The organism is Bacillus cereus group sp. BfR-BA-01383 (genome assembly GCF_022663495.1).
In the GTDB taxonomy this organism is placed as follows: Bacteria; Bacillota; Bacilli; order Bacillales; family Bacillaceae_G; genus Bacillus_A; species Bacillus_A cereus_AU.
Genome location: NZ_JAKUFP010000001.1, coordinates 120,671 through 133,823 on the forward strand (window position 1 = coordinate 120,671; position 13,153 = coordinate 133,823).

Here is a 13,153-nt window from a genome sequence, read left to right on the forward strand (position 1 = left end):
TAATTACTTCCCTTCCTTCATATGAATTCCTAAACGAACCGTATCATATACATGTAATTTATCAGTCATGACAACAAAGTCTGCATCTTTTCCTACCGCTAACGCACCTTTATTGTTTAATCCAAACTCTTCTGCCTGGTTAACTGATGTCATGAGTACTGCATCCTCGATTGAGCATCCTGTAAACTCAATTACATTTCGGAAAGCCTGATCCATTTTTAGAATACTACCAGCTAACGTTCCATCCTCTAATCGAGCACTACCATCTTTTACATGTACTGGCTGTCCGCCAAGCTCATATAATCCATCTTCAAGACCTTTTGCACGCATTGCGTCAGTAATGACACTTACTTTTTTCGGCCCTTTTAATTTATATGCTAATTTCACCATATCAGGGTGAATATGAATACCATCTGTAATTACTTCGACCATTACATCTGGATTTAATAACACATGACCAACAACTCCTGGTTCACGGTGATGTAATCCACGCATTTGATTGTACAAATGTGTTGCATGTGTAATTTTTCTATTTTTTAGTTGTGCATCAATTGCATCTGTATGCCCCATTGTGCCAACAACACCAGTTTCAGCAAGATACTGTTCAAACTCTAATGCGCCCTCTTCTTCTGGTGCATATGTTACTAATTTAATTAGATTCCCGCTTGCTTCCTGCCATTGTTTAAGTTGTTCAATATTCGCAGGAACAATATGTTCAAGTGGTTGTGCACCTGCACGTTTTTTTGAAACATACGGTCCTTCTAAGTGAATATATTCGAAATGCGCCCCTTTTTCTTTCGCTTCCTTCGCAGCACTTAGCGCCGCTTCGATCGCTTCTGGAGCTTGTGTCATTGTTGTTGGGAAGTAAGTTGTAACTCCTTCTTGTAACATTTCTTTACCTAGAGTTACTAACCCATCGCTATTTGCATCCATCGCATCAATATCGTATCCACCGTGAATATGAACATCAATCATACCTGGAATGACAATCTTCCCTGTAGCATCAAAAACAGTTTCATTTTCTTGTGGTACATATTGAGCCATCAAACCAATTTCTTGAATTGTTTCTGCGTAACGAATAAATCCGTTTTCCACTACTTCTTGACCTGTATAAATTTTGGCATTGATGACAATTTGCGTTTTCATTTTCATCGATCCTTTCCCATGAAATACCTACTTGTTCTTATTACCTTATTCGCCTAATTCTATCTTAATATATGCACGAGTAGTTGTCTATACATTATAGTGAAATTTCCATTTTCCTTAACAAAAACGGAAACGGAAACTTATTACGTCTCTCATAAATTATAATATATGTTATTCATTTTTTCCAAAAAAGGACAGTATCCACCTCTATTATATAAAGGGAAACTATAATCAGTGGGGGTTTTGTTCATCCCCACTGATTATTAACCCACACCAATCGGGCGTTTACCGGCAGCAGGGCTCCCGGGATAAATCACTTCAATAATGGCATTAATCCACTAGACCCTGTCGTAATATGTTCACCATCTGTTTCCATTTCTACAGTTCGTTTATTTGTGCCATATATCATTATACCATGCCGTTTTAATCGCTTTACTACACTTTGGTGAGGATGTCCATACGGATTGCTGCTCCCGTATGAAAGAATAGCGAACTGCGGTTCTACTTTTTTTATAAACAATTCATTTGTTGAAGTATATGAGCCATGATGTCCCACTTTTAACACATCAGCATGGACATCAAATTGCTTTATTATTTCCGTTTCCGTCCGCACATCAGCATCGCCCATTAATAAAAAATCTGCTTTTCCATATCGAACCTTTAACACGATTGAAGATTCATTATTTTCATCTTTTGATTTCCCATTGTTTAATACTTGTATGGAGACATGTGGATCTAGCGGTATGTATTGCCCTTCTTTCACAGAAACAAATGGAATTCCTCTTTTTTTAATATTGTTACGATACGTATGATAAGTAAAAGAACTATATGTTTTCCCACTATCTAATATAAGGGAAACCGGCATCTGTTCTACAATCGGAATTAGTCCTCCTATATGGTCCATATCAGGATGCGTACTGACGATAACATCTAAATGGTTAATCCCTTTCTCGATTAGTTTTTGAATGATAACCTCTCCTGCTTCATAAGGTCCACCATCAATTAACATCGTTTGTCCATTTGGCAAGATGATAAGGGTCGCATCCCCTTGTCCAACTTTTAAAAAACTCACTTTCATTTTACTGAGATGCTGCCGCTGCATATGTAAAGAAGACGCAGTATGAATAGACATCATGTACCTTTGAGCCGATGCGCTATTTAAAGAAAAGCATAACAAAACAGAAACTAATAATAATATATTTCGCATACCTTTCATAACTCGTCTCCTTTTTTCACTTAGTATGGCACGGTATATAATTGATATACAAAAAAAGCTTAGCAAAATGCTAAGCTTTTATTTTGATATTTCTTGTAAAGAACCGAAGAATAAATCCGCTTCATTCATTTGTTCGTTTTCTTCAGAAAGCGACGGTAAATCATCTAATGTTTTCAATCCGAATGTGTCCAAAAATTCTTTCGTCGTTCCATATAAAATAGGACGCCCTGGCCCTTCTGCTCTTCCTGTTTCTTTAATAAGTAAGTGGGAAACTAACGTTTGTAACGCCTTGTCCGTTTTCACTCCTCGAATCTCTTCCATTTCAGTCCTTGTAATCGGTTGGCGATATGCAACAATCGCTAACGTTTCAAGAGCAGCTTGAGAGAGTGAAGCAGCTGTTGGGATATCTATTAATTTTTGATAGTACGAAGCGTGTTCTTTCTTTGTAGCAAAGCGAAATACTTTTGCATACTGTACAATTTGCAAACCACGATGTGCACCTTCACATTCTTTTTGCATTTCTTCTAAAGTACTGATTACTTCGGTTACTTCAATTTCAAGAACTTTCGCTATTTGTTCTGGATAAATCCCTTCATCACCAGAAACAAATAAAAGCCCTTCAATAATCGATTTTTGTTCTTTCTTATCCATTTTACAAGCTCCTTCCTCCTATTTTCCCATAAAAATACACATCAAAAAACCGAATCACAGTTAATGCGTTCGGTTCAATATTTCTTCTCTTGTTCCAAACGATACATTAAAACTTAGCATGAGATAACATGTTCCTATCCCATTTTCACATGCTGGCTCTATGCAGATTTATTAGAGCTTGATACGAAAATTTCATCAAAATTATGTTCTTGCTCAATTATGATTTGTTGATTTTTCATAAGCTCAAGAACCGCTAAAAATGTTACAACCATTATTTCACGTTCATCATCAGCAAACAAATCATAAAAACTTTGACGACCACCTTGTATTTCTAACTGCTTTAAAATATCAGTCATTCGCTGTTCAATTGGTATTTCTTGACGAGTAATACGTGTTGTTACAGGTTTTTTTGCTTTTTTACGGCGCATTAGTTTTTGAAATGCCGCTAGCATATCATATAACGTAACATCAAGAGGTAAGTTTGTATCCTCTTCTTGTTGCAACGATGTAAAATCAATTGGTGGACGTGTATATAGCTGTGCTCTTTCTTGTTCTCTTTCTTTTAACTCAGTAGCAACTTGCTTATATTTCTTATATTCAATTAACCTCTCCATCAATTCTTGACGAGGATCATCTATAAAGTCATCACCGTTATCAAGTACATCTTCTTCGTGTTTCGGCAACAACATTTTACTTTTAATTTGTAATAACGTTGCAGCCATTACTAAATACTCACTTGCAACATCTAATTGTAGTTCCTTCATCGTATGAACATAAGATAAATATTGCTCTGTAATTTCCGCTACAGGAATATTATATATGTCAATTTCATAACGATGTATTAAATGTAACAATAAATCTAAAGGCCCTTCAAAAGCCTCTACTTTAAAATTATACTGCACAAAGCATCCCACCACATTTTTTCTATAACAACATAAGTATAGAGCATACTCATGTTCTATCCAACCTTTTTAAGAAATTTAATTAAAAATAGACCTATGCCTATGTCATCATGCCCACCGCTTCATATGATAACAGTGTAGTAAGAACAATGTAGGAGGTCAAAAAACTATGGGTCACGTTGATTGCGGTTTTAGCGGTGGGTTCGCATTACTTGTTGTATTGTTTATTTTACTAATTATTGTAGGGGCAGCTTGCTTCTGCTAATATGAACAATAACGGCTAGGGAAATCCCCTAGTCGTTTATTGTTTGTATTTCTATGATACACTTGTATTTATAACCGTTAGACAGGAGCGAAAAAAATGTATCCTACTGAATACATACAATTTTTAATTCATTTTCACGGAGATTATGATTATTTTGAATGTCATGAAATACTTGAAGAGTATTGGAAGACAAAACCTAGAGGAAATCGCGATACTTACTTAGTTGGTCTCATTCAAATTGCAGTTTCCTTATACCATCAAAGACGCTCTAACTGGAATGGCGCAGAGAAAATGATGAAAAGCGCAATCACAATTTTAGAAAAAAACAATGCACCTTTACTACGTTTAGGAATAGATCAAACACAACTTCTATTCTTACTCAACGAAAGAGTGCAATCTATACATAAAAAAGAAGGTTTTACACCGTTATTTTTACCGTTATCAGATGCGTCGTTAGAAAAGCGCTGTGTACAGTTATGCCAGAAACAAAACCTACTTTGGAAAAACGTGAATGCTACTCCTAGTGAATATATCATTCATAAGCACACGTTACGTGATCGAACAGAAGTCATCACTGAACGAAACGAACAATTACAAAAAAGAAAGCAGAGATAATAAACTACTTATCCCTGCTTTCACGAATGTATATTTTGTTCAAGCCCTTTACACTTTTCGCAAAAACTTGCCGTTTGCTCATTCCCACAAATTGTAAACTCAAGAAACTTACCCTTTAACTCTTGAACCATCTTCGTCCCAATTCCCATATGGCGGTGAGACGGGTTCACACTCAAATGCTGAATTTCTAATACTTGATTCTCTTTCTTTACAATCCCCATTATTCCAACAAAATCTTCATTTTGTTTCCACAAATACAATTGCCAATCATCTTTTGCTTCATATTCTTTCATTGTCAATTGTAATGTTTTCACATCTTTTTCAGTTGGCATAAACGAAAGAAGCCCCATTGCAATTTTTTCATAACTTTTTTTAAAACGAATTAACATAACCCTTATCCCTTCTTACAAAAGTTACAAACTATGAATCCCCTCAATCACTCTTTTCATATCACATTCATTTTACAATATTTTCAACAGAGTGAGAAGAGTCTAAAACAACTTGATAATCATACAAAGTGAAAAGAAGAAAGTCAAATAGATGTTTCCACACTATTTCTTTAATAAGTAGATTCCAAAAACAAGACAATTTTATATAAAGTGAAACTTTAATCAATAGGGGTTTTGTTCATCCCCACTGATTATTAGCCCTCACCAATCGGGTATTTACGGGCAGCCTGCCTCCCATCTAACTTCTTTGCTCCAGCCGAATTTTGAGGTGGGAGTTTTACTGCCCACAAATAGCGGGATAAAAAAGAGGAGAAATCTTTCATCTAGCAGCACTTCATTATTAGTCAAGCATAATTCTAGCAAAATTAATATAATAAAAAATATTTATTGAAACATATAAATTTAATGTATTCTATGTAATTTGTTAAAAGTTTGTTCTCATGAACAATATATTTTCACAACAATACTACTCGTATCATGTACTGCAATGGAAATATCCATTCCTATTTAAAAATAAAAAAGAGAGCAAAAGCTCTCTTTTTTTCCATAACTTATTCTTCCCAAACTTTAACTTCTTTCATTACATCGCCTTGACGCATGTTTAATACTGTTTCAATACCGCTTGTTGCTTTACCGAATACAGTATGTACACCGTCTAAATGCGGTTGTGGCTCATGAACAACAAAGAATTGGCTACCGCCTGTGTTACGACCAGCATGTGCCATAGAAAGTGAGCCAACAAGATGTCTATGAGGATTTCCATCAGTTTCACATGGAATAGAGTAACCTGGGCCACCTGCTCCTGTACCTGTTGGATCTCCACCTTGGCTTACGAAGCCAGGAATAACGCGGTGGAATGTCACGCCATCATAAAATCCTTGCTCTGCTAATTTTTTAAAGTTTTCTACTGTTTTCGGTGCTTCTTCTGGGAAAAATTCCAACTCGATTTTTTCACCATTTTCCATTAATATGTATCCTAAAGTTTTCATACGTATATGTCTCCTTTCAACTATCTCAGCACTATATTACCACATTCATGACTAGAAACAAAAAGAATCCGACAATCTACATACTTCTTTTTTGAAATGTGGAAAAAGCTAGGTGACAAATAAAAAATATATACTATAATAACTGTGTTGCCCGAAAATTTTAGAAAGAGAAAGGGAGCGATTTTTCGTGAAAACGAAATTACTAGCTCTGCTATTAGCTGTAACGGTATTTATAATGCCAACAGCTTCATTTGCAGACATCATTGAAGGAGAATCAATTGTTACACTAGGAGAAAACTTATCTGAACAACAAAAACAAGATCTGTTAAAAGAAATGAAAGCACCAAAAGATGCTACAATCATTACTGTGTCTAATGCGGAAGAACATAAATTTCTAGATGAAATTGTTCCAAAAGCCCAAATTGGTACGAGAGCAATTTCCTCTTCTATGATTACATACACAAAGCCAGGATCTGGTCTCATTGTACGTTCGAAAAACATTAATTCCATAACAGATGCAATGTACACAAATGCACTTATTACAGCAGGTGTGAAGGATGCAGAGATTCAAATTACTGCGCCATTCAAAGTTTCAGGAACTGCTGCTTTAACAGGTTTAATGAAGGCCTATGAAACAACATCGAACAAAGAAATTCCTGAAGAAGTAAAAAAAGTAGCCAATGAAGAAATGGTGCAAACAGCCCAGCTCGGCGATAAAATTGGTGAAGAAAAAGCAGTTCAACTTGTTGCGAAAATTAAAGAAGAAATTGCAAAAGAACAGCCAAAAACAACAGAAGATTTACGTTCATTAATTCAAAAAATTGCTGATCAACTCGGCATTACATTAACAGATGAACAGCTAGATAACTTAGTAGCGTTATTTGATAAAATGAAAAATCTTAATATCGATTGGAATCAAGTTGGCAGTCAATTAAATAAAGCAAAAGAACACGTTTCTGCCTTTTTAGGATCTGAAGAAGGTCAAGGTTTCTTAGATAAAGTTAAAGATTTCTTCTCTAGTATCATTGATTTTGTTAAATCTTTATTCCAGTAAAAAAGAAGCTCGTCAGTGACGAGCTTCTTTTTATACAAGTAATGGTAATTTCATAACAGCTTCTTCAACCGAACGAACAACATGATTCGCTTTCTCCTTCACATAAGGATGAGCATGATGAAGAGTAAATGAATGTGGGGTTACTTCAAACATAGAAATGTCATTAAAAGAATCTCCAATACATGCCACTTCTCTTGCTTCAATTTGCAAATGTTCCATTAGTTGCTTTAGAGCAGTTCCCTTACTTACGCCTCTTGGCATAATATCAACATAGCGTTTACCTGATATAAAGACTTCCGCTTCACCATGAAACGTATCTCGTAACTCTTGATCTAACGCTACAATTTTTTCTTCTTCCCCAAATACAAATAATTTCGCAGGATGTACCGTTTTCCCAAATTCCTCATCTAACTTTTCTATCTCAGCAATATGCACCCCCATATACTCTTCAAAAGTATGATGATGCTCATTCTTCTTTTTTGTATATCGCTGCTCATTTGCACAAACAATATCTGCTAGTCCTTTTTTATGTATATATCGATATATTTCCTGGGCAACCTGATTTTCAAAACTTGATTCATAAAATACGTTTCCATCTGGTAGTAACATTGTTGCTCCATTTAAACCCGTTGTGTAGTATGGGAATGCAAACCTTTTTACGACTTCATCAATTCGGTGCGTAAAACGTCCAGAGGCAAAACAAATATTTGTCCCTTTTTCAGCTAACCAGCAAAGTGCCCGTTCATCTTCTTTTTGCATATGATTCACATTGTAAACGAGCGTATCATCTAAATCACTTACAAATAATTTAATCATGTCCTCTTCCCCTTCCATACACAATATCTACTCTAAGTGTACACAAAAAATGTTTGGTTTTTGTTAAAAAATAATAAATTTTCAATAAAAAAAATAAACGGGAGTATAATCCCGTTTATTTTTGTCTTCTTACATTTTGAGGTCGCACAATACTAGGACGCACTTTTAAACTAGACATAGTTGGACGGAGTAAAATTTTCGTTAGCGCGCCCCAATCAAACGGTAAAAACGGCCATAAATACGGTGTTTGTAAGCTTTTTATAGACGTTAAAAATAGAATCAATATCGTCATTCCTATTACAAATCCCATTTCATGAAAGATGCCTGTCAAAATAATGACAAACAATTTCCCAACCTTATTCCCAAGCCCTAGTTCATAACTCGGCGTTGCAAATGATCCAATCATAGAAACCGCTACATACAAAATAACTTCTGGTACAAACAAACCTACATCAATTGCAATTTGACCAATTAATATGGCAGAAATTAATCCTGCTGCTGACGACAATGATGTCGGTGTATGAATGGCAGCCATCCTTAAAAATTCGAGTCCGATTTCCGCCATCAAAACTTGTAATAAAATCGGTAAATGTGTCATCTTATTTGGCCCAATGAAAGCCAGGTTTTCCGGTAAAAGAGTTGGATCAAATACAAACACTAACCAAAATGGCAGTAAGAATAGAGAAAATATAACACCTAAAAAACGAACCCAACGTAAAAATGTACCTACAGCTGGATTTTGTCTAAATTCTTCTGCATGCTGTAAATGATGGAAATATGTTGTTGGCGTGATCATAGCACTTGGTGATGTATCAACAAGTACTAACACATGTCCTTCTAACAAATGATTTGCTGCTACATCTGGCCTTTCTGTGTATCGAATAAGCGGGAAGGGATTATAACCTTGTTTGACTACAAATTCTTCTACCGTTTTATCCGCCATCGTAATCCCATCTACTTCAATACTATTTAATTCTTGTTTTATAATCTTCACTAAATCCGGATTTGCAACATCTTGAACGTATGTAATACAAATATCCGTTTGCGATCTATCCCCTACTCGAATCATTTCATTTCGGAGACGTGGATCTCGAATTCTTCTACGAATTAATGCTGTATTTACAACGATATTTTCAACAAATCCATCTCTCGCACCGCGTACTACCTTTTCAGTATCTGGTTCTGTCGGCGTTCGCCCTGGATAACTACGAACATCAATTGCGAACGCTTCCGTTTCACCTTCCACAAATATAACGATAAGTCCTGATAATACTTGGAGCATTACCTCATCCATCGTTTTCACTTTACTTACTTGTTGATGAATTAAACGATTCTCTAAAAGCTTTACTGTATCTTCTTCTACATCCCTTATTTCATTTGTATCCACCGCTTCTTCTAAAATAGGGATAATATAATTCGTATCACAAAGTCCATTTACAAATAACACACCAATCTCTTTGTTTAAAATTTGAAATTTACGAATACCAACATCGTATGTGACACCCAATCCAACTGTTTGCTTTAAATAATTTTCGTTGTCACTGATAAAAGTTGAAATAGGGATATTCACTTTTTTAGGCTTCGTCATAAAATCCACTCCTTTCCAAAATTAATTGAATTGCCTTTTTAGTAATAGGTGACCCTCTCTCCCATTCATCATTGCCACACATCTTTCCAATATCACCAACACCAACAATGACAGGCACATTTAAATCATCTAGACAATAAATCGTATCTCCGCTAATCCTGCCAACTTCACCATCTGGAAGTCCAAATTTATCAACACCGTATTCCGTTAAATTCCCATTCCGATCTACACTTACATCTACACGCGCCCATTCCCAATGATGTGTATTAGATGCAACCGCTAAAATACCAAGTACATCAATTTGTTTATGAGTTGCTACATATTTTAAAGCCTTTTCACCTGAGCCTTCTCCAATAAATCCACTGTCATCAAACATGACAAATACAGGGTCATATGGCGTTTGCATAATAAGCTCAACAACTTTCTTCCCTGTCAATTTGGTTGGATTACTTTGCGATGCTGAAATACACCTTCCCCCAAATTCCTTAGTTAACAGCTCAATTGTCCGCTTTGCATATTCATCTCCATCTGTAACCAAAACAACCCTTCGTCTCATTTGATTTATCCTTTCGGTTTACATATAAGTGCTACAAAAAACGAAAATAATATCGCTGCGGAAATACCCGCAGACGTTAAACTAAACATGCCAATGCCAATTCCTATATATCCATGCTTCTCTGCCGCATGCATGGCCCCGTGCAACAGGGAATGCCCAAAACTTGTAATCGGAACTGTTGCCCCAGCGCCTGCGAATTTTATAAGCTTATCGTACAATCCGAATCCGTCTAAAATAGCTCCAACAACTACAAAAGTTGCCATTAAATGAGCCGGCGTTAACTTTGCAAAATCTAGCAACACTTGTCCAATTACACAAATAGCTCCTCCTACAAGAAATGCATATATAAAATCCACAATTCACTCTCCTTTAACTCTTTCAAACACAACACCATGCGCAATCGTTGGAATCGATTCCTTTTGTTGTATCATCATTGGGCTTAATAAAGCTCCCGTTGCAACGACAAGAATGCGTTGTAAATTCCCTTTTTGCATTTCACGTAATAAGTGGCCGTATGTTACAACAGCTGAACAAGCACAACCACTACCTCCAGCAAACACCTCTTCTTGATTTGAATTGTAAATCATTAACCCACAATCGTTATATATATTGCCTAAATCATACCCTTCCTCAAGTAAAAGTTGCTTCGCGATTGGTGTCCCAACAGCTGATAAATCACCCGTAACAATCAAATCATAATCAGCTGCACTTCTCCTCAAATCATCAAAATGCTGTTGGATTGTATGAGCAGCAGCTGGCGCCATCGCCGATCCCATATCTAAAGGATTCACAATTCCTAAATCCTGCACTTTCCCAATCGTAGCTGCCGTAATTTTAATTGCACTTTTTTCTTTGCTAATTAATATGGATCCTGCACCTGTGACAGTTGAATTTGCTGTTCCCGGCTTTTGCCCCCCGTATTCTGTTGGATAACGAAACTGCCTTTCAGCCGTTGCATTATGACTACTTACCGTAGCTAAGACACGATTCGCAAATCCACCGTCTATAAAAGCTGATCCAACCGCTAAAGTTTCCATTGATGTCGCACAAGCGCTAAACATTCCTAAAAAAGGAATCCCCCACTTACGCGCAACATAATTTGCTGTCACTGTTTGATTTAATAAATCGCCAGCTAAAAAGAAATCAATTTGTGATGTTGTTATATTTCCTTTTTGCACCGCTTGTTGAATTGAGTCTGACATTAACCTTCGTTCCGCAAGTTCCCAGTTTTCCTCTCCACAATGTAAGTCATCATATGAAATATCAAAATCCTTCCCAAGGGGGCCTTCAGCTTCTTTCGGACCGACAGCAGTACCAGTTGCATTCACGTAAATATCATTTTGAAATACCCACGTTTGTTTTCCTGTCAATCTCATACCTATCCCTCCTTTAAGACATAAAAATTTTAAAAGTATATCTTATTAATCCAATAATGTATGCACCAACAACGCCAAACACGATAACACTTCCTGCAAGCTTAAACATATTAGTAGCAATCCCTAGAACAATGCCCTCACTCTTATGTTCTAGCGCAGCACTCGCCATAGAATTCGCGAATCCCGTAACTGGTACTGCCGATCCTGCTCCAGCAAATTGACCGATTTTATCATATACACCACATCCTGTTAAAATCGCCGATAATAAAACAAGAGTTGCAACTGTCGGATTTCCTGCCTCTTGTTCACTAAAGTGAAAATAATGTATATAAAATTTCATCAATACTTCTCCGACTGTACAAATGAGCCCACCTACAAGAAATGCCTTGACACAATTTATGAGATAGTTTGGTTTTGGATGGTACTCCTTCACTTTATTTATGTAATCATCCTTCAGTTTTCGCCTTGTCATTTATATATTGCCTCCTACTTTACGAAATAAATCCAGTGAAACAATGAGCCTATTACTTTTCCAAGTACAAGAGCAACGAGTAAAATAACAATTTTCCCCTCTACCCCGACTCGTTTCGCTAAAATAGGTAAAACATTTAATACTTCTGTTAATGCCGCCGCAAGCATTCCAATGAATGTGCCACAAAATAACCCTAATATTACGAGCCAATATTGCGATGTTTGAAATGTAATGTTTTTCAAACTACACCAAGCTCCTGTTAAAGTACCCGCAATGACAGCCCACTCAAAATATTGAATATGCTTTCCACTTCTCGTTAATTGAGCTAAACGAGGGATTATACCGAGTACGGCTAAAAAGGCAACATATCCGCTACCTACTGCAATCCCGCCAGCTAAACCAATTAATATAACAAACCCACATTCAATCATCGGCAAGCTGTTTCGTGTTATCCTTGTTTTCATTCACAATTACATATTGATCAAGCGACTGTTGATATTGAAACATTTCGACTTCTAACGGACTGGGCTCTTCATTAATTCTCTTTTGAAATACATGATTAAAAAATAAAACCATACCTAATCCAAGTCCTACTGAATATGGAACTTGAAATAATAGTGGTTGCTCCTTAAACTCTCCAGTAATCATGTAATATAACCGTTGATGCACTTGTTGCATACTTACATCCTCATGGAAATAAATGATGGCAAGAGCTGCTCCAATAAAAAGTAATAACCAGACAAGTCCAAAGAAAACCGGGTGCACTTTCTTTTTTTCGTATATAATTTCAACAAGAGTTTGTCCAGAACCGAGTAAATTAATTTGTATGTGCTCCGCTTTTTGTTGAATAATCTCAATCACTTTCATAACATCAATTACAACATGCGTTTTATCAAGCGCTGTTATGTTGTAAACTATCTCATTTTGTAACGAACCAACTATTTCAGAATCACCAGCAAGTTGAGCCACATCGCTCAGCTTTACTTCATAAGTAGGAGAAACTTTTAAGCGATTGCGCATTTTAATATAAATCGTTCGTTCCAATTTCGATCCACCCC

The 13,153-nt window shown here is 36.3% G+C and carries 17 protein-coding genes; 3 read left to right on the plus strand and 14 right to left on the minus strand.

What is annotated here, in order from left to right; all coding sequences use genetic code 11:
• Nucleotides 1-3: 3 nt before the first annotated feature.
• The 4 genes from nagA to scpA all read right to left on the minus strand — a co-directional run bounded on the left by nagA (nucleotide 4) and on the right by scpA (nucleotide 3,915).
• Entirely contained in the window at nucleotides 4-1,146 is a 1,143-nt protein-coding gene (nagA, locus tag MR065_RS00680; RefSeq protein ID WP_242212307.1) for an N-acetylglucosamine-6-phosphate deacetylase, read from the minus strand.
• A gap of 313 nt (nucleotides 1,147-1,459) precedes the next feature.
• Entirely contained in the window at nucleotides 1,460-2,362 is a 903-nt protein-coding gene (locus tag MR065_RS00685) for a ComEC/Rec2 family competence protein (protein WP_242212126.1), read from the minus strand.
• 78 nt (nucleotides 2,363-2,440) lie between these two features.
• Nucleotides 2,441-3,013, minus strand: coding sequence for a segregation/condensation protein ScpB (scpB, locus tag MR065_RS00690; protein WP_242212127.1), 573 nt, complete (start codon nucleotides 3,011-3,013; stop codon nucleotides 2,441-2,443).
• Nucleotides 3,014-3,171: 158 nt separating this feature from the next.
• Entirely contained in the window at nucleotides 3,172-3,915 is a 744-nt protein-coding gene (gene scpA / locus MR065_RS00695; RefSeq protein ID WP_097904552.1) for a segregation/condensation protein A, read from the minus strand.
• A 169-nt stretch (nucleotides 3,916-4,084) separates the two neighbouring features.
• On the opposite strand from scpA, the gene MR065_RS00700 reads away from it, so the two are divergent.
• Nucleotides 4,085-4,180 (plus strand): YjcZ family sporulation protein, encoded by a 96-nt coding sequence (locus tag MR065_RS00700; RefSeq protein ID WP_000510194.1) that lies wholly within the window; start codon nucleotides 4,085-4,087, stop codon nucleotides 4,178-4,180.
• A gap of 96 nt (nucleotides 4,181-4,276) precedes the next feature.
• On the plus strand, nucleotides 4,277-4,795 hold the full coding sequence (locus MR065_RS00705; RefSeq protein WP_097904553.1) for a DUF309 domain-containing protein: 519 nt from the start codon (nucleotides 4,277-4,279) through the stop codon (nucleotides 4,793-4,795).
• Nucleotides 4,796-4,815: 20 nt separating this feature from the next.
• On the opposite strand, the gene ribT is transcribed toward MR065_RS00705, so the two are convergent.
• Nucleotides 4,816-5,184 carry a GNAT family N-acetyltransferase RibT gene (gene ribT, locus MR065_RS00710; RefSeq protein ID WP_242212128.1) on the minus strand — a complete coding sequence of 123 codons (369 nt, stop codon included), beginning with the start codon at nucleotides 5,182-5,184 and terminating at the stop codon, nucleotides 4,816-4,818.
• 611 nt (nucleotides 5,185-5,795) lie between these two features.
• A complete protein-coding gene (locus MR065_RS00715; RefSeq protein ID WP_000853789.1) occupies nucleotides 5,796-6,233 on the minus strand; it encodes a peptidylprolyl isomerase in 438 nt (145 codons plus the stop codon).
• Between the two features lie 187 nt (nucleotides 6,234-6,420).
• On the opposite strand from MR065_RS00715, the gene MR065_RS00720 reads away from it, so the two are divergent.
• Entirely contained in the window at nucleotides 6,421-7,287 is an 867-nt protein-coding gene (locus MR065_RS00720) for a DUF1002 domain-containing protein (RefSeq protein ID WP_242212129.1), read from the plus strand.
• A 30-nt stretch (nucleotides 7,288-7,317) separates the two neighbouring features.
• Here MR065_RS00720 and MR065_RS00725 read toward each other — a convergent pair whose 3' ends face one another.
• The 8 genes from MR065_RS00725 to MR065_RS00760 form a co-directional block, all read right to left on the minus strand.
• The gene (locus MR065_RS00725) at nucleotides 7,318-8,121 is read right to left on the minus strand and encodes an HAD family hydrolase (protein ID WP_242212133.1); all 804 of its coding nucleotides are present in this window, start codon (nucleotides 8,119-8,121) and stop codon (nucleotides 7,318-7,320) included.
• Nucleotides 8,122-8,218: 97 nt separating this feature from the next.
• Nucleotides 8,219-9,691 (minus strand): spore germination protein SpoVAF, encoded by a 1,473-nt coding sequence (gene spoVAF, locus MR065_RS00730; RefSeq protein WP_242212135.1) that lies wholly within the window; start codon nucleotides 9,689-9,691, stop codon nucleotides 8,219-8,221.
• Nucleotides 9,678-10,247: a stage V sporulation protein SpoVABEA gene (gene spoVAEA, locus MR065_RS00735; RefSeq protein WP_098356848.1), complete on the minus strand. Its 570-nt coding sequence runs from the start codon at nucleotides 10,245-10,247 to the stop codon at nucleotides 9,678-9,680. The genes spoVAF and spoVAEA overlap by 14 nt, the downstream gene beginning before the upstream one ends.
• A gap of 5 nt (nucleotides 10,248-10,252) precedes the next feature.
• The gene (gene spoVAE, locus MR065_RS00740; protein WP_097904559.1) at nucleotides 10,253-10,603 is read right to left on the minus strand and encodes a stage V sporulation protein AE; all 351 of its coding nucleotides are present in this window, start codon (nucleotides 10,601-10,603) and stop codon (nucleotides 10,253-10,255) included.
• A gap of 3 nt (nucleotides 10,604-10,606) precedes the next feature.
• On the minus strand, nucleotides 10,607-11,623 hold the full coding sequence (gene spoVAD, locus MR065_RS00745) for a stage V sporulation protein AD (protein WP_097904560.1): 1,017 nt from the start codon (nucleotides 11,621-11,623) through the stop codon (nucleotides 10,607-10,609).
• 13 nt (nucleotides 11,624-11,636) lie between these two features.
• Nucleotides 11,637-12,095, minus strand: coding sequence for a stage V sporulation protein AC (gene spoVAC, locus MR065_RS00750; protein ID WP_097904561.1), 459 nt, complete (start codon nucleotides 12,093-12,095; stop codon nucleotides 11,637-11,639).
• A gap of 14 nt (nucleotides 12,096-12,109) precedes the next feature.
• Complete coding sequence (gene spoVAB / locus MR065_RS00755) at nucleotides 12,110-12,526, minus strand: stage V sporulation protein SpoVAB (protein WP_070144741.1); 417 nt, start codon at nucleotides 12,524-12,526, stop codon at nucleotides 12,110-12,112.
• Nucleotides 12,519-13,139, minus strand: coding sequence for a stage V sporulation protein AA (locus MR065_RS00760; RefSeq protein ID WP_277927208.1), 621 nt, complete (start codon nucleotides 13,137-13,139; stop codon nucleotides 12,519-12,521). The genes spoVAB and MR065_RS00760 overlap by 8 nt, the downstream gene beginning before the upstream one ends.
• Between the last annotated feature and the right edge of the window lie 14 nt (nucleotides 13,140-13,153).